Source organism: uncultured Cedecea sp. (assembly GCF_947498825.1).
Taxonomy (GTDB): Bacteria; Pseudomonadota; Gammaproteobacteria; order Enterobacterales; family Enterobacteriaceae; genus JGM124.
In genome coordinates, this window is the sequence record NZ_CANMLV010000004.1 from 113,797 (window position 1) to 134,484 (window position 20,688).

The window sequence follows — 20,688 nt, forward strand, 5'->3', positions numbered from 1 at the left end:
CAGGTAAAACATCTCTCAATAAAATTTACAGCCCTGGACGAAAAAGAACGTCGGCACAACTTTTACAGGCCGGTCGTCAATACGAAAAACAAGGGCGTCAATCTCAAAAGTACCCCCCTCAACCAGCTGGTCCGTAACGGATGTACCGACCGTCTCCATATTCAGTCTGGTACCCACCAACCACGCGTCCATCGGCTCCTGAAGTTGCGTCATTCGCAAGCGAAACTCTGCAATATCGGTCTTACTCTTACTGACAGATGAAGCCGAAGCAGACTGTCTGGTATGCAATTTATCGAGAAGCTGTGATTTTACTGACATGATGCTCTCTGGCCTTACAGACGGATTGCAGTATCGATATATTGCTGTTGTTTCATATGCCTCAGCATCACTCTCCCCTCGGGCATAAACTCGGTGCCATAGCGTACGAGGCCAATGCCCTTCAGCTCAGCATCAATAGCATAACGCAACTCGCCGGGGACGTTCTGCTCCAGCAGGACGACAGTAATTTTTTTCAGACGCGGCTCATATTTGAGCAGAACAGCCGACAGGGTACCCATCAGTTCATGGGCGGCACCCGGCATGCCCTGGAGAATTTTGGTCATATCCGGCAGGCCGTAGTCCGGCAGATGCGCCAGCGTACCGGCACGGCAATTGAGTATACGCTGCATATTATCAAGCACTGACAAAATGACTTGGTTCTGCTCGCTGACTTGATACAAGTCGAGGCCGCCGATGAAGTTGCCATAAAGTGTTTCATACAATGAAGGGCGGGATGACTCACTCATCTTTCAGCGCCTTCAGGGTCAGGTGGTTGTTACCGGCCTCAATCACCCGGGCTTTATCCGGATCGAGGTCATCACGGCTCAGCACTACCCGCCAGGTGTTGTTCACTTGGTCCGGCGACATAAACATGCCAGCCACTGCGACATACTTCGCATTTTCATCCATCGGCATATCCACCATCACTGCCCCGCCCGGTTGCAGGCGGATATCTTTCTCAGCCACCAGGTCTGCTTTAATGGCCTGACTATCCGCCTTGAACAGTGACGGGTAGTCCGTCGTGTCGAATGTTTTCCGGTCTTTGAGCTGGTAAATACGCACTACCGTCGACAGTGCCACGCCGCCTGCATTGCTGTTCACGGCCTCACGAGCCCGAATATCCAGATGCAGGGTCTTTATCTGCTTATAAAAAATAGATTTGGTCACAGCAACAGTGCCGTCTGTCACTTTTTGAGCCAGCCCGCAGCCCGCCAGCATCAATGTGATACCGGCGGCCAGCGCAGCCAGAGAAAATTTACCAGCGGTAATCGCCATCTTCATCGGTCTCCCTACGGTGAATATTTTCCTGTACGCGCTCATAGCGGCCCAGATTAATGGTGACTGTTTTTGGATGTGAGGTGGTATTAGCCGCATTCAGCGGTCGCATCACGGCAGTGCGGCCCAGCTGAACCACCCCAGCGTTGGGTTTACTGCTCATTACCGCGTCCGGTAGCAGGCTACGGTCAACACACAGCTGCAGGCGGACATCGAGCCGTGCCCCAAGATACACATGCAGCAGCGCCATCAGATCCGTGTGAAGCTCCCCACCCGGTAACCAGCCCTGAACTTCAGCCGGATCAGAGGTTGTCAGGCGCATCAGCACCTGGCTGTTCACGTCGATGGCAAAGTTGCCCATCACCGGTCGGTTTGTCAGGGTGACGGGCTGGCTGACGCTCATGGTCAGGGACTTCTTCAGCGGCACACGGCGTTTGTCGTGGTGCCAGATTTTCGCCTGCGTGCCGGGTGCCAGCAGACGCACCAGCGAGGCCATGCCTTCCGCAGTGCGGCCCGGCAACAACATCACCGGCAGCAGCGCGAGGAAGCGTGAAGCCGGAGCCGCGATGCTGTCCGTGCAGCCCTCAATACCAAGGCCTGCCAGGCCCAGCAGATACTGCGAGATGTTGTCCTTGCCGCCAGATTCAAAGCTCGCCGGGTAAGAGTATTTACGCCAGATACGGTAGTACTGGGCTATCAGCCGGTGGTTGAAGATATCGAGGAAATCCGCGGTGGCCTCATACCCTTCCCGCTGCTGGGTAATATCATCGATATAATGCATCGGCAGCGGGGACTCCACGCCGTAGAGTCCCATAAAGGTGATGCGCACCGTCGGCGGCAGATGCGAATGCTCAGGCTGCTCAATTCCTTTGATTTCAGAGGCCGGAAAGCCCATCCCCGGGTGTGGCCGAAACCGTACCGGTTCATGACGTACCTGCCAGGTACTGCCAGTGACCGGTTTATCCGGCTGGCTCTGCTCCAGTAGCTGGCAAAAATGGTAAAAGTTAATGTACGGCAGCCGGTCACCCAGCTGCGCTATCAGCCGGGCAGGCGCGGACTGTGATTCTCTTTCCACCGGATACATTTTCCTTCTGGCTGAACAATGAGGGTGAGCTGGTTAAACTGGTTCATATCGGCATACAGCGCAAAGAACCGGTTGAGCATTTCACCGAACAGGTGAATATCGCCCTCGCCGGTGAAGCCGTTACTGTCGAGGGTCACCTCGATATCCAGCCCTCGTAGCAGGTAGCCCTGCTCAAAACGTTGAAGGCGGTGGTGTTCCACCTGCTGAATCGCCTCCAGACGGCGGGTGTGCAGTTCATCTTCCTGCCAGTTATAGAGCGCCAGGGTACCGCGCAGCACTTCGGCGGTACTCATCATGTTCAGGAATCCGGACCCCAGGTGACTCAGTACCCGCCAGTGGAAACGGTCTTCCGCTGGCGGGTAGACCGGCAGCGTAGGCTTGCAGAGGTTGCGTACTGAAAGCGGTGTACTGACCACTTGCTCACAGCGGTCAAGCAGCGTGCTCTTCAGTGCCCGGCGCGGCAGCTGGCCGTTTGTGCCGGTGATTTGCAGCGACACGGCCTCACGGTCAACAAGCCTGTCTTCTTCCCACTGATGCCCCCCCAGAATGAGCCAGGTGTCATACAGTCCGGTCACGCTGCGTTTTACGCGGGTGTGGTAATAACGGGGAGGTGCGTGACGACGCATCATCCCGCCTTTGTGACGGAAGCTGCTGAACGGCACGTATTCGGCATCACTGGTGCGGTTTGAACCGGTAACCGAATCAACGGCGTAAATCTCGGTGTGTCCGTCCTGCAGCCTTTTCGGCCGCAGCAGGTACTCACTTTCAAGCCCGGTGATGGTGAGCGGGTCTGCTTCCAGCGTAAACAGGTTAATCACCGGCACACAATGTAGACGGACCGCGTCATCGGTGACCGGTAGGTCTGATGGCCACGGCGTGCTGAACACGACTTCAATCTCGAAGTACTCCGCCCCGACGGGCGGCGTAATACCGTCCAGACCGTTGAGGTGGACGAACATAAACTTATCGCGGAAGGTGAAGTATTCCAGCAACAGTTGGTAACCACTGAAGGCGGTATCACCCTTCGGCCACAGCCTGTCCTCTTCGGCAAATCCTCCCGGTGAGAAGTACCCGTCAAGGCGAATACGGTCGGTCTGCCCGGGAAGACGCATATACAGGGCAGCCTGCCGTTTGGTCAGCATCAGATGCAGTTGGCTGCTGACGGGCGCGTCAGCCCCAAGATACAGGCCCAGGCGGCTGAGGTCCGCATGAGACCAGTCCGCCTGGGTGCTGCAGGCAAAACGCATCCGCAGCAGCGAGTGCCCGTCAGGCTCCGTGGTCATGGTTACCCCTGAAATATTCAGCGGGTTGAGCATCACATCGCGGGTTGTGCGATATCGGCAGACCGTATTCTTTGGTCCCACTGGTCGGGAGTACACTTCCAGACCCGCAGGCATCACTTCAGCCATTTTAATGGCCTGAAGCGCAGGCGTGAACGCTACCACCGAGAGTGACGGAATGGTACGCAGATAATGCGGCCAAAGCATACTGACCAGCCCTTCGGTCAGTTCCGGCAGGTCATCATCAATCTTCTCCCGCAGCCGTCCCATCGAGAAAGCAAAGCCTTCAAACAAGCGTTCGACATAGGGATCGGGGGTACCAGCCTTATCCAGATCCAACATCGCTGCCCGATCCGGGTGGGTCTGGGCGAATTCTTTGGCGGCTTCACGGAGGTAACGCATTTCCGCGTCGTAATAACGCAGGGTCAAATCTTCCATTTATTTCTGTTCCTGTGGATTTAACTGCAAAGCACGGCGGCGCGGGCGAGAGCAACAACCCTTTCAGATCGGCAGCAATAATGTTAGCCAAGATGTCCTAACCTGATTTCGTCAACGCCTGGTGGATGCACCACTGCAAATCCAGCCACAGGTGATTGGCTCCGCGGGAAAATGTGCTATCGGCCGTTTCCAGAATTTCTGCCCAGTTCTGCTACAGGTAGAGACGTTTGAGTAACGCGCGCTGATCCGTCCGTGGCGGTTCGATTTGGGTACGCCCCTGTGCATCCGGGGCCGGGATGGCCCACAGGATGTCGTGACGCAGGCTCTTCATCAGATGATGTGCTGACCGTCAGCCATTTGGCTACTCGCGCAGGCGGCAGATGAGTTCGGTATCCGCGCCGGAGAATGTATTGACTTCCTCGCGCATCTGCTGGAAGTCGTCGTCGCTACCAACCGCTGATAAACCAGACAGCGGCTGCAGCCAGCTGTCCCACTGCGCCACATGCTCACGGGTTGCTACACGTAATGGTTCCTGTTCTGTCTGGCAGGCACTGAGTAAGGCATTGAGCGTGCTCATCAGTAGATCTCCTTTGCATCACTGTTCGCACTGGCGACCTGTGACGGCGCGATGCCGGTGGTGCTGAAGATGGTTTCCGGCAGACGGAAATTACGCAATTTCAGCAGCGCCAGCGGACCCTCGCCGGCTTCGGTACGCAGGGTGTAATTAAGTGTGCGGCCGTCCTGGGCCTTCCAGCTCAGGCTGTAGCTGCTGCCCACACCCGGATAAGCTTTGACCGCGGCCTTATCAAGCAGGCGTATCCAGCCCCAGGCACCTGGCATATCGGCGTACTGACGGGTGCCCGCCTGTGTGCTAATCCAGCTCAGGTTTGCTCCTGGGGCCTCCGTATCTGCAGGCCAGGTGAAACGCTTCCATGAAGGCATCTGGTTCACGTAGGTCAGCTTCTGACTGTCGATGATCATGTCGGTCTGCATCACGCCATCGGCAGTACCCGGGCGCAGTTCGAAGTTCATGCCGGCATTGCCTTCCGTGAAGGCCACATCCGATATATGACTCAGGGTGTTGATGGCCTTGAGGAAGGCCGGGTTAAACACCAACCCCTGAGAATTGATGCTGTCCGGTACCCAGTGGTTTCCTTCTTTGTGTAACACGCCTTTAAGGCGGGTCTGCAGGAACTGGGCGATACGCCCGGAATCCGCATTGAGGTATTTAGCCAGCAGCGGCAGGGAAACATCACTGCTGGAGTTATTGAACGGATAACGGCCACCAAAGGCACTGTTCCACTCAGCCACCACCGCCTGCTGCCACTGGGCATTGAGACTGCCGGCCGCCGGGGTCAGCACCTGCTGCCAGGCCTGCTCCATTGGATTCACAAACACCGTCCGACCAAAGCCGCTCCACTCCTGCCCCAGACCGGCGGCAATCAGGCTGCCGTAGTCCCGGGTTTCGGTCAGGTCAACCGCTTTGCCCTGGAATACAGTCTGGGCAATGGTCTGGGTCATCACCTGCGGGTCGGCAGCATTGGTCACCTGCTGCAGGCGCAGACGCACCTGTGTCACACGGGTCAGATAGGACTGCAGACTCAGCACCTGCGCAGCGGTGTTGCTTTTATCCATCAGCGCCAGCACCGGACCAAAGGTTGCATCCAGCGGACCGTGAACGCCGGCACTCTGGTCAATGGCATCATTGTTGTCACCACCGAGCAGATTCTTTGCTGATTTAACCAGGGAATCCGAAATGGCTTTGCCAGTCTGTCCAGTACGCCCCTGCATATTCAGGGTATTCATCAACGCCACCAGTGGTGACTGGCGCACGTCGGCCATCAGGGTCAACTGGTCAATGGAATCCGACAGTGTCGCGGCCTGGTTCCAGCGCAGGCTGTTGAGGAACTCCAGCCAGGCACCACCAAAATCGGCGAAGTAACGCTCCATCAGACGCTTTTCCAGCGCTTCCGGCGAAGTCTCGTCCTGTTTGTTCACCTGACTTTTGCTGTCAGTGAGCACCCAGTCGAGTTCATCCCGGCGCGCCTTCACCACCTTTTCGATGGCAGGCTGCACCGCCTGCTCCCAGGCCTGGCGGGTGAACATGCCTGGTACAATTTCGGTGGTGCTGAACAGGCGGGGCGCATCAGTATCCCCGGTCATGTCTTCCAGGCGCATATCGGCATACAGATGCGCCACTTGAGAGAGCATTTTCTGGTACAGGGTCGATTCGCTGTTACGTACCCCCATCAGGCGTACCAGCAGGGATCGCACCTGTCTGACCATGTTTTCATCAGCTCGCAGTGTCCACTCAGGGTGTGTGACTAGCTGTGCGCCATAAAACGACAGCAGCGACGGAGCCACGCCCTGCCAGATACCGTCCTTCATACCATCGCGCTTCGGCCAGTCGCGCAGCAACGCTGAGCTGAACCAGGCGGCATCCATATGCTCCGGACGCGCCAGCATCAGGTAGAGCTTGAGCTGGTCATAGGTCGTTTTCGCTCTCTGTTCGCGCAGTGGGCTACCCGGTGGCAGGGCATTAAAGGCATTCAGCCGGGTCTGCAAATGGTCAGCGGCCGCATCCCGCAACAGCGGTAGTGCGCTGTCCTGATAACGTGGCCAGAGTGCGGCCAGCAGGGCATTGTTCTGGCTCAGCCCAGCTCTCTCGTACCACGGCACGCCGTGTTCTGAACGGTACTGCAGTTGGGCCAGCGTTTTCTGCAGTTCAGACAGCGCGTGCAGGCGCTGTTCAGGCGGCTGATTCTGTCGGTCGGCAAGTGCGGCCTGGGCATTCGCACCATCAATCTGGCTTCGGTTGGTGACATACGCGATACCCATCCATACAGCCCAGATCACCATCGCCAGGGCGACGACAGACGCAAACACCTTACGCCAGGGAATGCCCGGTTTGCGCGGACGCAGTCCGGCAGGAAGCGTCCGGACAGACTCAGGCAGAACATCCCAGCGTTTATCCATGCCCCAGTGGTGCGGCACGGCACGTTCAGCACCGGCAGAGGACTGACTGAACACCACACCAGCCAATGGCAGTGGGCGGTACGGGTTGAGCATTACCGCCAGCGGCACGGTTACGCTCTCCGGCTCACGAATGAGCTGGTCGGCCAGCGTCAGCAGGAAGTTATGTTTCACTTCACCGCAGGTCTGCTGCAGACCCTGTGAAGTCAAATCCGGCGTCAGGGCGGAGAGCTGTTCTGCCAGACCTTCGGTTCGACACCTGGCAGGTAACAGACAGCCAGTCGCCTGTGTAATGCGCCCTTCCGGCTTACCGGCGCGCGGATGCAGGGACCAGACATACAATGGGAGTTTCCAGCCAAGCGTTTCCATACGCGCGCTGATGGCATGAGACAGGGAATCCATGGTGCTTTCAGACGGAACCGGCAGCGGCTGTTCCATCCCCGGCGCTGAGAGCTGGTCAAAGGCCGAGGTGACCCACACCAGCCCATCGACCGGCCGGCGACGCAGTTTGTGCAGCGCGGTCAACCAGGCACTGTCTGCTGGCGTATTGAGGTCACCGCCCCACAGCAACAGCGTGCCGCGGTCTTCCTGCCAGAGCTGGGCTGTCAGACCTGGAGTCAGTTTCTCCACCTCAGAGACGGTGCCAGTCATCAGCAGAATACGGACTTTACGACCCCAGCGACGGCCATAGAGGTTACGCATGGCGAGGCGGATGGTGTCGACGGTGACGTTGCGGGGTGGGGTTTGTGCGGCACGAAACTCATCAGTCGGTAATTCATCCTTGCATATTGCCTGGAAGCGGTGCCAGCGTTGCTGAACTGCCAGCCCGATGATTTTCCCATGTCGAAGTAACATCAGAAGGCACATAATCCCGGCAAAACCAAGGCATTTCATTACAGGGGTATTCAGACCCATTCTGTTCCCATAATGCCAGATGCCCCAGGCTATCGCTGTGGCCATTACACCCGTCAGACCGTATCCACCCCAGCTCCCTCGCCACACTGAGCTACCCGTTTTCATTATTTAGCTTCCCTGTTGTCACGGTAGTAATAAAACGCTGTTCTTCGTCAGCAGAAAGCATCAGGCAGTCATCCTGCTGTAAACGCACTATGTCACTACTCACTGCGGCCATCACCCAGGGGGAGAAGGGCCCGCTGATACCGGAAAAGGTTTCCAGCCACTGCACCTGTTCTACTTTCCAGTATCCGCCGGAAGTTTCACTGGCCTTCAGTAGTTCAAAAAAGTCATCTGCCCAGCGCAATTGATCTCCAGCGATAAACTGCGCGCTGTTCGCCTGGGTCTGCGTGGAAAAATACAATGCCAGTTCTTCTGATAATCGGGATGTATCAAGGCCCATAGGGCGCAGCAGACGGACATCATGTTTAAACTGATATTTGGTCGCGACATCATCAGATACCAACAGTAGTACAATAAGCGCATCACTGTATTTATCCCCACCCAGCAGCTGCTGCACCAGAACCAACTCAGCAGATATTTCAGGTGACTTGAGACGCTCATCGAGTATCAGAAGAGAATGGGATTGCAGAATATTGAGTTTTGGAGCCGGACGCTCTGCCGGGATCAGTCCCTTCCAACAGTCATTAAACAGAGCCTGTAGCGATGAAATATCCCGTGAAGAGTCAGTCAGATATGTGATATTCAGAGGTAAGTCAGCCGGAAGCTGCAGCAAGGCGTCGCTTACGTCGCCAAGCAAGATTGTCAACCCTTCAGCTTCACCCCAGGGTATACGCCGCGTTTGTCGGCCACACCGCTCAAGTCCTGGTGGTGGCTGTATAAGCTGTGCTGCTGTTAATGAACCGGGCAAGAATGCCACGCTGTGCAACACTGCCAGATAACGCCCGGCCCAGGCAGACCACTGTTGCTGAGCATATTCTGCTTCGTCAGTTTCAAATTTATAGCGATTAAACGCCAGGTTATACAACCAGCCCTGGAGACAGATAAGGGTGAACCAGATAACCAGCGGTGTGGCTGATAATACCCAGATGCTGAACGTCTGAAATGACCACAGTAGCTGGTTTGCATGAAGCACAAACAACAAAACGCTCGCGATCAGCGCCACTATGGTCACACTTAACCATAAAACAAGTGACGGCTCCTCAGGACGTTTGGAAATTATTGGTATCTTTCGTTCCCAGCCCATGGCTTATCCTATGGCACAATCCGGTGCGCTGGAGATCACCTGACAACCGCATTCACAACGACATCCATCTACCACAACGGCTTTTCCGTCGGAAATCCAATCAGGAGATCCTTCAATAATAGTGTTAATTCCATGCCCCTCTTTCGGGCAACTGATTTTATCGCCGATTAATGCCACTTTTTTGCCATTGACAATCATGGTTGATGATGCGGAAATAACTTCTCCGCCATGCGTGGTGTTATCACCAAGCAATACAAATCCTTTAGACATAAGAACCTCATAAATAACAGCTGCGACAAATAAAAAACAAATAGCCCAACAAAAGAAAACCAGTTATTTTCTCTCACACATACAGCACTCAGAGAAAGTAAACTGTTATTCCTCTCTAACTCTCCACGCTGATTCCATCCTGAATATCACCAGTCGCCGTAAGGGTAGGTTTTACCTTCGATAAAAGCTTTTGTCTCCTTGGTATATCCATAACCATTAGGGAAATTAGTCACCCCCTTGCACATCTCCATTTTTTCACCCGATACCGTGGTAATTTTGGCATCCGACTGAGGGGCCACCGGATTGCCGCGGTCTCCCAGCCAGACGCTAACCTTACCCTCAGGAGCCAGACCAATAATCATGGTTGAGCGGTAGTAGTTTTCATCCCAGCGGCTGTCTGTATAGGGTGTGGTCATCTGCTCCCAAGTGCCTTTTTTAAACAATACCAAGGTTTCATAACTCTTTTTATCGATGACCGAATCCCAGCAGAACCGCAGCATCAAGGGTAATGCTTTACCTTTATTATAATAGGCTTGCACCCCCCCCCAGGCGATCATTCCAGCGCCCCTCGCTGACCTTACTCGGCTCGGTATTATCAACATACTGGTAAGTGGTCTTATAACCGGCCCCATCCACCATCAGCGCCTGGGTGGCAAGTGCTGGTAGCGCTTTGGGGTAAATAAAGAGAAATTTCCATTCGTCGTAGGGCAGTTTTTTATAGCCCAATTCGCTCTCGCCCGGAGCAGCAGACGAAGATTTTTCTGCGGTACACCCTGCCACTGACACCAACAGAAGTGCAGTAAAAATGAATTTAACCCTGGTCATATTGCCATCCTGTCGCGTTAATAATTAGACGCTGATGCTGGCTGTCACCAGTTACCGTAGGGGTAGGTTTTACCTTCTATAAACTCCTTAATGTCTTGATCATATCCATATGAAAAGTCACTTTTAGTCACACCTTTGCACATTTCCATTTGCTCACTCGACACGGTGGTAATTTTGGCATCCGACTGGGGAACCACTGGATCACCTAAATTATCCAACCAGACACTCACCTTACCTCCGGGGGCCAGACCAATTACCATCGTGTCACGGTAATACGTCTCGTCTGGGCGATAACTGTCGGTATACAACGTGGTCATCTGTTCCCAGGTGCCTTTTTTAAATATCACCAGGGTTTCATAACTCTTTTTGTCTATCACCGAGTCCCAGCAGAACCGCAGCATCAGAGGAAGCGCCTTGCCCTTATTGTAGTAAGACTGTGTAACGCCCAGATGGTCATTCCAGCGTCCCACACTGACCTTACTTGGCCTTGTGGTATCAACATACTGGTAAGTGGTCTTATAACCGGCCCCATCCACCATCAGCGCCTGGGTGGCGAGTGCTGGCAACGCTTTGGGGTAAATAAAGAGAAATTTCCATTCGTCATAGGGCAGTTTTTTATAGCCCCATTCGGTCTCACCCGGAGCAGCAGACGGAGATTTTTCTGCAGTACACCCGGTCACTGACATAAACAGCAGTGCAGTAAAGATGAAGTTAACCTGAGTCATATTGTCATCCTGTGCGTTAATAATTAGACGCTGATGCTGGCTGTCACCAGTTACCGTAGGGGTAGGTTTTACCTTCGATAAAAGCTTTTGTCTCCTTGGTATATCCATAACCATTAGGGAAATTAGTCACGCCCTTGCACATCTCCATTTGCTCACCCGATACCGTGGTGATTTTGGCATCCGACTGGGGAACCACTGGATCACCTAAATTATCCAGCCAGACACTCACCTTACCTCCGGGGGCCAGACCAATTACCATCGTGTCACGGTAATACGTCTCGTCTGGGCGATAACTGTCGGTATACAACGTGGTCATCTGTTCCCAGGTGCCTTTTTTAAATATCACCAGGGTTTCATAACTCTTTTTGTCTATCACCGAGTCCCAGCAGAACCGCAGCATCAGAGGAAGCGCCTTGCCCTTATTGTAGTAAGACTGTGTAACGCCCAGATGGTCATTCCAGCGTCCCACACTGACCTTACTTGGCCTTGTGGTATCAACATACTGGTAGGTGGTTTTATAACCGGCCCCATCCACCATCAGCGCCTGGGTGGCGAGTGCTGGCAGCGCTTTGGGGTAAATAAAGAGAAATTTCCATTCGTCGTAGGGCAGTTTTTTGTAGCCCCATTCAGTCTCACCCGGAGTCGTTGCCGGAGATTTTCCTGCAGTACACCCGGTCACTGACATAAACAGCAGTGCAGTAAAGATGAAGTTAACCTGAGTCATATTGCCATCCTGTGCGTTAATAATTAGACGCTGATGCTGGCTGTCACCAGTTACCGTAGGGGTAGGTTTTACCTTCGATAAAAGCTTTTGTCTCCTTGGTATATCCATAACCATTAGGGAAATTAGTCACGCCCTTGCACATCTCCATTTGCTCACCCGATACCGTGGTGATTTTGGCATCCGACTGGGGAACCACCGGATTGCCGCGGTCTCCCAGCCAGACGCTAACCTTACCCTCAGGAGCCAGACCAATAATCATGGTTGAACGATAGTAGGTTTCATCCCAGCGGCTGTCTGTATAGGGTGTGGTCATCTGCTCCCAGGTACCTTTTTTAAACAAAACCTGGGTTTCATAACTCTTTTTATCGATGACCGAATCCCAGCAGAACCGCAGCATCAGGGGTAATGCTTTACCTTTATTGTAATAGGCTTGTACCCCCCCCAGGCGATCATTCCAGCGCCCTACGCTGACCTTGCTCGGCTCGGTGTTATCAACATACTGGTAGGTGGTCTTATAACCGGCCCCATCCACCATCAGCGCCTGGGTGGCGAGTGCTGGCAACGCTTTGGGGTAAATAAAGAGAAATTTCCATTGGTCATAGGGCAGTTTTTTATAGCCCAATTCCGTGTGGGTTGTGGTATCACCGTGCGCAACAGACTGCGTTTTTCCTGTGGAACACCCTGTCACTGACACCAACAGACAAACAGTGAAAATGCCTTTAGTTAAACTCATATTGCTATTCCTTAGCGTTTAATACTCAGAGGTGGTGAGGTCACCGTTTTTCACGGCGCTATCATGCAGGCGCTGCTGATCATCCATATACCATACCGAACGTATCCAGTGGTCATTAGGCTTATTGGGGAAGACAAACGCCTTAGCTTCTTTGGGACCAAATCGATGGATGAATATCTCTCCCGTTTTCGGGTCCACCCATAAATTACGATCGGATTCGATGTTCCAGTTGGCGGAGCAATGGGTATATTTCCCTATAAGCAGCCGCTCTTCTTCGGTAAACGGCTGCGGAGCTTGCCCAAGACGCATGGCTTTTCCTTGGGCGATGGCTTTATCACAAAGAACTTTCAACTCTACCGGCAATGAATATTTTTCATCGTTTTCTTGAATTGGCTCAAACAATACTCCTGCCTCCTGAGCCGCATCCAGCATCACGCGCAGGCAGACGTTGGCCCATTCATTGGGAATGGCCATTCGCTCAAAAAACACCGCGGCACCGACCTGTTTGTGTATCATCCCGGCCCGACGTTGATTGCTATTCATCACGCCTACAGAGCGGGTTTTGGTAGTTATTTTTCCATGGGGCAACAAGTATTTCAATGCAGGCAGAGACACCAACATTTCCCTGGCTTTCTCCGCATTACGGTATACCCGGGTATCGGTTTCTCTGGTATCGTCGCTGACAATTTCAAATTCGGGGCAGCTCAGAAACAGACTTTCATTTTCCTGCAGAGGCGACCCCACCGGGTTATAACCGCCACCGATATCTGAATGCGATCCCGGTAAAGCAAGCTCGGGCCACATGCCATTAATGCTGTTCAGGCTGAAGTTATAACGGTACTCATTCATAGCGGTAATCTGAAAAACCTTCTTCGCCACCGAAGGACGCAGTTCCAGTTTCACCCTCGGATTGCTGCGGCCGTTAATGTCGAAGAAATTGGTAATCCCGCCAATAGCTGCCACGGTATCGAAAATGCCTAAGAAGCGGACTTCGCCGGAAGGTTCGCCGTCGTAATAATCCCCCCTGAGCCCTTTCGCAATCGCACTGGCTATAGCAGGATCCTGTTCCATAACCCGATTGGCAAAGTGCCGTGCCGCCGCTGCCCCACGGCTAAAACCAAAGACATCAAACTGAATTTTTGCAATACAAAAATCAGGATTTAAATTAAATTCCATAAACTCTAATATAGCGCGAGTGATCCCTTCCATTGCCTCGTCAGTTTTCGTCACCACACCTTCAAACACATCCAGAATACTGGTGCCCAGTCCCATACCCATAGCCGAGTCTGATTCACCTGCCGCTGTACCTATCCCGGAAATGTACGTTTTAATTTGAGCTGACACCTGGTCTTCTGTAAGAGCCTGATCTGGCAGGTAGAGTGTGTTTAGCCAGTGAATATTTGAATAATATCCGCGATAGCTGCCATTCGAAATTCTGTCTTTGTTGATGGCGTTAAGAAAGTCCTCGCAGCTTTGCGCATCTTTTTGATTCACACCCTGCTTAGGGGCATTGCATTCATTGAATTGCATCAATCGAGATGCGGTATTTTCCCGGTTATTCCCCGTACCGTCGAAAAACATGCCGATGGTTAAGATCACGCCGCGCACTGGCTTTTTCTTTGCGACAACCGTTTTCCACTCATTATGAATACTGGTTTTATGGGTCCCGTCTGTTACGTCATAACCCTGATATTTTGTCATTCCGCCTCTCCGTTGGTTTTTACCTTACCGAATTCAGCTTTTACCGATGACGGGATTAGAGTATTGACAGGCGATGTTTTGCCTTTTTCATCAGTAATTCCCTGTAAAACATCGCCCTCAGCTGTTGTTATTCGATAAGGCGTTGACGGTTGCGGAATACCTTTATCATCGGTAAGAATAAAACCGCCACCAAACCCTCGCGGCATCTCAACTGGCGCGATATTAAGACTGGCAGCCCCCATCTTCTGCGCGTTAGTGCACTTAAAAAGAATATTTCCTGGGCAGCCCAGCTCGATATTTCCGCCGCTCAGTTTGATATAAGCCCCGCCACAGGCAAGGACCAGTTCCTGGTGGGCAGAGACCGTCACTTTCCCTTCCGAACTTTGAATATCAAGATCCTGTTGAGCGCTAACCGATAAAGCGTCACTCTGCGCCTGAATATTTACCTGGCCTTGTGCTGCCAGCAACTGCATGCCCTGACCTTTCGCCAACAGACTGACGGCTTCCCCCGCCGCAACGGTGAACGACTGGCCAGCACTGATATCGGTGTTGTCTCCCGACATGATCCCCACACTTTCACTTCCCGAAGCTATCCGCAGCGCCCTGGCACTGACCATGCCGATACCCTGTGGCGCATGCAATAGCATTCCCGGTGCAGTGAGATTGCTTAACGAAGCATTTAATTGTTGCTGACTGCGAACATCCCCTTCGGTCGCCTTTGCAGAAGTTGCCGCCTTCGCCATGCTGCGTGCCAAAGTTAATGCCTGCTCCAGTTGCCGGATAGCTTCATCCATCTCCAGCATCTGTTCTTGTGCCTGGGGCTGTTCATCTGCACTGATAAACACTCCCTTCCCACCACGGATACTTACCCAGTCATCCGTGCGCAGCTCTGCCCCTTCACCGCGGAGCACTCTTTTTGCATCAACATTGTGACCCAGATTGAGTTGGGTTTTACCTCCATACTCCGTACTGAGTTTGACATGCTCTTCACCACGCTTGTCTTCCATCCGCAGCTTGTTCAGGCCAGCTGTGCGGATAACATTGCGCGTGCTGTTAGCTTCAGTAACGTGATCGACGTGACGGGAGTCGTGAAGGGCATGGGCGATATACGGACGGTCAGGATCGCCTTCATGGAACGCGATGGCCACTTCGGTACCCTGTATCAGCGGGAAGTGGAAGCCATATTTGTCACCGCCGTAAGGTTTGGCAAAGCGAACGGGCATACTTTCCATGCCCTGACGTTTATCGTCGCGGTCAGCATCAAATTTCACCCGATACATGCCGGATGCATCCTGCCAGGCGTAGATGTCGTTATCTTTCGCACTGGTCACACGCGCCGTCAGGGTGCCGCTGACCACCGGGCGTTTTTTCGCGGCTGGGCGCCAGCAGCGGTTCTCGTAGTACGGCATCCCTTCCCACATCACTATCAGGGCATCTTTACGACTGGCGATATAGCTCGTGCGGGTAATGATAATACCATTGTCCGTTTCTGATGGCAGGGTAGGCGACACCACACGTTCACTGATGGTCAGCACCTGGGCCGGAGAAAGCAGGGCATCATTACTACAGCCGCCGATAGCCGTCTGCCCGGACAGGAAACGTTCATGCTCCAGGCGTGCCCAGAAGTTGCCGGTTTCCGCTGAAGGTGTGATTTTATCGCCACGTTCAAGATAACGCGGCAGGTAGTGATAGACCTCACCGTAGGTAACACCGTCACCGTCGCCACGGGTCATGTCCGCCGGTACAGAGGTCAGGACATTCTGAGCTTCACGGTGATTGTAATCACTGGCGGTAACATTACGCTCAACCACGTTCTGACGGACGTTAACCCCCCATACCGAGTCAGCAGCATTATCACTCATCCCTGACGGGCTGCTGAGTGGCAGCGATTTACCAAACGTCCATGCGCTCTGCTTGTCTGCGAAATGCACCACTTCGGTCTGGGTGTCAGGCTGCAGGGTGAAGAAGTAAAAAATCCCCACCTCAGCCAGCAGACGTTCAATGAAGGCAAGATCATTTTCCTTGTACTGGTTTATCTGTTCACGCTTTGGATAGTCGGCTTTGAGGGTGAATTCATACTCCCAGCCCTTCAGGCCATGCTCCTGCAATACTTCAGTGACAACTTCCGGTACCGATTTGTTGACGAAAAAGCGGTGAGTACGGAATTGTTTACGCAGCAGAGACAGAAAAGGCTCAATAATAATCTGGTACGTCGCCTGGTCACGTGAGCCACTGATACGCTTAAAATGCGTCACCACGCCATGCACCACTTTCTGCCCGGTCAGCCCCATCAGAGGCCCGGTCCCCATGGTCAGCGTGGCAGGCTTAGTCAGCAGTTGCGCTGAAATGATATTTTGATCGCTGCTGGTAAAGATGATGTCGTAGTGGTAAAGCTCACTCATGAACTCCTTACCGTTAAACTCTTCCACATCCAGAGAAGCTGTGCAGGACGGAATATCCAGGCGGTAGCGGTTCAGTCCACCTTCAGTTAGCGCAGACAGGGTGTTCTTAAGCGTATCTGTCAGACTCATGATTATTGACTCCATGGGGTAACCTGCAGTCCGTGACTTTCTTGCCGACGAGCAAGTAACAGGTTTAATCAGGGATACTCAGCGAGTACGAAAAAGAGTGATTGCAGCTCCAGCCCCAGGGACGCAGGCAAGGGTTTTAACCAGCAACACGGTCATTTCTAAATTGCTCATGCCGTATTCGCCGTCTCCGATAATGGGGATAAAGCGCTTAACAAATGTGTAAAAATACGCTTCCGGAAGAAACAGTCCCCCACCATCACTAAAATTAAAAAAATAAAAACCTTCATGACTTTATGCCGAGGCACTATTCAGAAACTTCAATTGAGCCATAAGGCCTTAATATTTCTAGATCTGTCAGTGGAAAATTATATACCTGGCCTTGACTCAATCCGACACCAACAACAAATTTCCTTGGTTCATCGGCTTTTCCGACAGACACCAGGACAAAGTCAACGATGTATTTCTTATTGTTTTCGAATTTATAAAATGATGGGGGTATACATAGTTGGCTTGATTTTATTAAAAGTGGCGGATTATCAACAAATGCTTGATTCTTCGACGGCGTACCTCTTGGATTAATCGAAATGATTGCGGGTTGATAATCCTGCGCATTCGCAATATGGAAGCAAACATTAGCCCCAATTAAATTAACCTGCGTCGTTTCATCAAGCTGAAGCCGATCCCCCTGACCAGGGCACCCCGTCAGCAGAAAAATGAAGGACAAAATTAATCCCCTAAAAGAAAGAGAGCTATATCTTTTAATCACCATGGAAACCCTCTTAACGCCTCTTTATAATGTTGCCGGATAGCACTTTCTGAAATATCACCATCCAGAGTGATATCATTTGATCTTTGTAATGTAATCCATGCTTTATAACCATGCGCCTGCAAGGTGAAATTATCGGCAATTATCTGCGCCTGCTGCTCCATTGGATAATCGCTTAACAGACGACCATCAAGGGTGTAGCGGTAGCTGACCCACCAACTCACCAGACCTCTACCGATGACGTTCATTCCCCTGGCACGTTGCCAGACATGACTCATCTCATGAATGAAAAGATGCTGAAGGTCATCCAGCGTCTGAGAAAAATCCTCTCTGTATAACGTGGTACGAAAATACAGTTCACCATCAGGCGTCATTGCCACATTCTCGTTCTGCAATCCAAATGGCAGATAACTGTCATGATGAATTTTCACCTTATCGTAATCGATACGGTTGCCGAATACCGTTCTGGCCAGGGCGATTTCTCCGGTGGTCAGTTTTCTGACGGTATCATCATCCTGCTTTTTGTCGTTCTTCTTGCTGGTATCATGAATGGTCATTCCCTGCCTCCGGTTTAGCGTTCAAGTGCGTCTGAAAATTCAAACCCAATCCCTTCTTCATCATTCCAGCCGAGCGTCAGGGAGTGTGGTTTTTGCTTCGCAGCCATGTGGGTCAGCAGTTTCCGACTCAGCACCGGTGTCCGGCAGCGGTCAGCGCGTCATACAAGGGTTCAGACGTCACAGCTGGATGGCTGGATTTTCCATGACTCTCTCTCTCTTTATCGGCTCCTGGACACGCTACCGCCCATCGCTGTTTCCCGTGATGGGGACCAAAGCACATACGGTCAGGCTGGCAGTTTGTGGGTTTCTTTGCTCAACGCCCGCGCAGGCAGACGCTCAGAAAAAAAACGAAAAAGCGGACAGGAAACCCCGTCCGCATTGGGCTTACGCGGTGGCGCGCTCGTTCCAGCTATCGGAATGAATGATGTTGCCGTCTTTGTAGGTCCAGGTGATTTTTTCGTAACGCAGCTCGATCTGCTCGAGGTGGTTATGTTTCTCGAAAGCCGGGTTTTTGATGTCGTGCATCACTGGATTCACTTTCACCACTTTCACGTTTTCCAGTTTGGTATTGAAGTACTCAACTTCCTGGCCCGCATCGTTGATTTTGTACCACTTGAATTCAGCGGATTTCAGGGCCTGGCCGGTGGTCACCGCCTTATACAGGTACGGGCTGGAGGAGTCGATTTCCTTGGTGAACAGGAACGGGGTGTGGATACGGGTACCGGTCAGTTTGCCGGTGTTGTTATCGGTCGGGATGTACAGGTTATGCTCCTGCGCCACCACTTCGATGCTGCCTTCACGGTCCTGCACGTCAACAGAACCCTTGATGTCCGCGCCGCCGTCGTCTTTCAGCCAAAGATAAACAGGAATTGCCATGAAATTATTCTCCATTGTGTTGTGATGCGTCATCATCCTGCGATGACGTCTGGGTGTTACCCGGTATCTGGCAGGCATTGGCCTGGGGTACCAGACTGATTTCGACACGGCGGTTGAGCGCGCGACCCTCTGGGGTGTCGTTGGTTGCGATCGGGCGACTTGAGCCATAACCCTGCACCGCAAAACAGCTTTCCGGCACGTCACCGGTGTCACGCATCCAGTCGCGCACCGCTTCAGCACGTTTTTGAGAGAGCGTCTGGTTCAGTTGCGCATTGCCGGTATTATCGGTGTGGCCAGCGACTACAATCAGCCAGCCCGGCTTCGCCTTAACGCCAACCAGCGAGTTCACCAGCATTTTGGTGGGCTCGGCTTTCAGGGCCGATTTGCCCGAATCGAATAGCGACATGCTGTCAAGACGAATGGTTTTCGGACCCTGAATGATTTTCTTAATGACCGGTGGTGGCGGTGGCGGTGGGGCCCAGTCGCTGATAGCGGCCTCAACAGGCGGCACCAAGCGCAGCCCCTGATACAGCCCCAGGCGATAACGCAGTGGCTCTCCGCGACGCGCCCAGTCGTCCAGCAATGCACCATCGGCTCTGAGGCGCTGCTGCGCCCGCAGTTTCGGGGCAACAGGCTTCCCCGTCAGCTGGTGATACAATGCAAGGTGATCGCCAACATTACGGATGAGGCGCTGGTTGTTCATCCAGGACGCCAGCATAGCAAGGGCCAGGAAAATCCCGCCCAGTAATCCGGCATAGCGCCAGAACACCATTCTGCGGCTGACACCACGTCGGCGCGGTAACGCCGGCAGCAACAGTTCAGGCAGCGGTAGTGGCTCTATCGTCACAACGGCATCCGGTGGCAGCGCTGTCACGGAAGTAATGTACTGTTGCCAGAGATTGCCCGCGATACCGCTCACCGGCACCATGCACATGCCCTGCACGCAAAGCTTCATCACCGGCAGTCCTCCCTGTCGCACCGACAGCAGGTCATTGACCGCGCTGTTCTGCCAGGCAAGCAGACCATCCAGCCACAGGCCCTGACTCAGACGGGAAAGACGGCCAGCTGATCCGCTCTCCCGGGTCCACTCCGCCAGTGACATACTGCCCTGACCGGGCTGATATACCTGAATACCGCTCCGCTGACTGACAGCGGTAAACCAGACGGGCTCTGCTTCTGCGCAGGCCACTGGTGGCGATACCCAGGTGACGGTCCACAGCGGGGGGATCGTGCCGAATGCCGTACGGCACTGGACGACAGCACGCTGCCAGCCCCGCAGGGACTGGGTAAAGTCATCACCGGAGATGTGTTGTTCAGGTACCACCGCCAGCATGACGGAGATTTGCGCCACCAGAGCCGGACGCACCAGGCTCAGGTGCTGTGCCAGGAGTGGCAGCTGTTCCGCATCCTTCACCCACAGATACCAGCCCTGGCGGGTTTCCCGGTGACGGGAACCGGACACAAACAGCAGGGTGTTGTCGCCACAGACGAGGATCACCGCCCCTTGGAAATCTTCCGGCGGCAGGTTTTCATCCACAATTTCCTGCACAGCGGTTGCCCGCACCTGAGAAACCCGAAGCTGACGCCAGAGCACCACCCCAGACGCCAGAACAACCAGCAGGCTGAGAGCCACACAGCTGCCCGTAGACAGTGGCCAGAATCCCAGAATGAGCCACAGCGCCAGTACTGCACCCAGGACAGTTAACAGACTTTGGTACGCATCCCGCATC

General features: G+C 53.3%; 19 protein-coding genes and 1 pseudogene. All 20 read right to left on the reverse strand.

All coding sequences use genetic code 11. The features are described from left to right. Positions 1-15: 15 nt before the first annotated feature. The 20 genes and pseudogenes from Q1A40_RS06855 to Q1A40_RS06950 all read right to left on the reverse strand — a co-directional run bounded on the left by Q1A40_RS06855 (position 16) and on the right by Q1A40_RS06950 (position 20,687). The gene (locus Q1A40_RS06855; protein ID WP_299998707.1) at positions 16-318 is read right to left on the reverse strand and encodes a hypothetical protein; all 303 of its coding nucleotides are present in this window, start codon (positions 316-318) and stop codon (positions 16-18) included. A gap of 14 nt (positions 319-332) precedes the next feature. Beyond that, positions 333-785: a type VI secretion system baseplate subunit TssE gene (tssE, locus tag Q1A40_RS06860; protein ID WP_299998708.1), complete on the reverse strand. Its 453-nt coding sequence runs from the start codon at positions 783-785 to the stop codon at positions 333-335. Continuing rightward, positions 778-1,314 carry a type VI secretion system lipoprotein TssJ gene (gene tssJ, locus Q1A40_RS06865; RefSeq protein WP_299998710.1) on the reverse strand — a complete coding sequence of 179 codons (537 nt, stop codon included), beginning with the start codon at positions 1,312-1,314 and terminating at the stop codon, positions 778-780. The genes tssE and tssJ overlap by 8 nt, the downstream gene beginning before the upstream one ends. Further along, a complete protein-coding gene (gene tssG / locus Q1A40_RS06870) occupies positions 1,295-2,398 on the reverse strand; it encodes a type VI secretion system baseplate subunit TssG (RefSeq protein ID WP_299998712.1) in 1,104 nt (367 codons plus the stop codon). Before tssG ends, tssJ begins: the two co-directional genes overlap by 20 nt. Further along, a complete protein-coding gene (tssF, locus tag Q1A40_RS06875) occupies positions 2,353-4,116 on the reverse strand; it encodes a type VI secretion system baseplate subunit TssF (RefSeq protein ID WP_299998714.1) in 1,764 nt (587 codons plus the stop codon). The genes tssG and tssF overlap by 46 nt, the downstream gene beginning before the upstream one ends. Before the next feature lie 100 nt (positions 4,117-4,216). Beyond that, positions 4,217-4,693 (reverse strand): annotated as a pseudogene (locus tag Q1A40_RS06880) (type VI secretion system domain-containing protein); the annotation flags it as partial. After that, positions 4,693-8,109: an ImcF-related family protein gene (locus Q1A40_RS06885; protein WP_299998716.1), complete on the reverse strand. Its 3,417-nt coding sequence runs from the start codon at positions 8,107-8,109 to the stop codon at positions 4,693-4,695. The pseudogene Q1A40_RS06880 and the gene Q1A40_RS06885, both read right to left, overlap by 1 nt. Continuing rightward, a complete protein-coding gene (locus Q1A40_RS06890) occupies positions 8,096-9,169 on the reverse strand; it encodes a hypothetical protein (protein ID WP_299998718.1) in 1,074 nt (357 codons plus the stop codon). Before Q1A40_RS06890 ends, Q1A40_RS06885 begins: the two co-directional genes overlap by 14 nt. A gap of 84 nt (positions 9,170-9,253) precedes the next feature. Next, positions 9,254-9,520 carry a PAAR domain-containing protein gene (locus Q1A40_RS06895; RefSeq protein WP_299998720.1) on the reverse strand — a complete coding sequence of 89 codons (267 nt, stop codon included), beginning with the start codon at positions 9,518-9,520 and terminating at the stop codon, positions 9,254-9,256. Between the two features lie 146 nt (positions 9,521-9,666). Beyond that, entirely contained in the window at positions 9,667-10,077 is a 411-nt protein-coding gene (locus Q1A40_RS06900; protein WP_299998723.1) for a DUF2931 family protein, read from the reverse strand. Further along, entirely contained in the window at positions 10,043-10,345 is a 303-nt protein-coding gene (locus Q1A40_RS06905) for a hypothetical protein (protein ID WP_299998725.1), read from the reverse strand. The genes Q1A40_RS06900 and Q1A40_RS06905 overlap by 35 nt, the downstream gene beginning before the upstream one ends. Positions 10,346-10,389: 44 nt before the next feature. Beyond that, on the reverse strand, positions 10,390-11,070 hold the full coding sequence (locus Q1A40_RS06910; protein WP_299998727.1) for a DUF2931 family protein: 681 nt from the start codon (positions 11,068-11,070) through the stop codon (positions 10,390-10,392). 43 nt (positions 11,071-11,113) lie between these two features. After that, positions 11,114-11,794 (reverse strand): DUF2931 family protein, encoded by a 681-nt coding sequence (locus Q1A40_RS06915; protein ID WP_299998729.1) that lies wholly within the window; start codon positions 11,792-11,794, stop codon positions 11,114-11,116. A gap of 43 nt (positions 11,795-11,837) precedes the next feature. Then, positions 11,838-12,527, reverse strand: coding sequence for a DUF2931 family protein (locus tag Q1A40_RS06920; protein WP_299998731.1), 690 nt, complete (start codon positions 12,525-12,527; stop codon positions 11,838-11,840). 18 nt (positions 12,528-12,545) lie between these two features. Continuing rightward, the gene (locus tag Q1A40_RS06925; RefSeq protein ID WP_299998732.1) at positions 12,546-14,228 is read right to left on the reverse strand and encodes a DUF2235 domain-containing protein; all 1,683 of its coding nucleotides are present in this window, start codon (positions 14,226-14,228) and stop codon (positions 12,546-12,548) included. Next, positions 14,225-16,759: a type VI secretion system Vgr family protein gene (locus Q1A40_RS06930; RefSeq protein WP_299998734.1), complete on the reverse strand. Its 2,535-nt coding sequence runs from the start codon at positions 16,757-16,759 to the stop codon at positions 14,225-14,227. Before Q1A40_RS06930 ends, Q1A40_RS06925 begins: the two co-directional genes overlap by 4 nt. Before the next feature lie 304 nt (positions 16,760-17,063). After that, positions 17,064-17,528, reverse strand: a complete 465-nt coding sequence (locus Q1A40_RS06935) for a putative T6SS immunity periplasmic lipoprotein (protein WP_299998736.1) — start codon at positions 17,526-17,528, stop codon at positions 17,064-17,066. Further along, entirely contained in the window at positions 17,522-18,082 is a 561-nt protein-coding gene (locus Q1A40_RS06940) for a type IV secretion protein Rhs (protein ID WP_299998737.1), read from the reverse strand. Before Q1A40_RS06940 ends, Q1A40_RS06935 begins: the two co-directional genes overlap by 7 nt. Before the next feature lie 384 nt (positions 18,083-18,466). After that, positions 18,467-18,958 (reverse strand): type VI secretion system effector Hcp, encoded by a 492-nt coding sequence (gene hcp, locus Q1A40_RS06945; protein WP_299998738.1) that lies wholly within the window; start codon positions 18,956-18,958, stop codon positions 18,467-18,469. A gap of 4 nt (positions 18,959-18,962) precedes the next feature. Next, a complete protein-coding gene (locus tag Q1A40_RS06950; protein WP_299998739.1) occupies positions 18,963-20,687 on the reverse strand; it encodes an OmpA family protein in 1,725 nt (574 codons plus the stop codon). Between the last annotated feature and the right edge of the window lies 1 nt (position 20,688).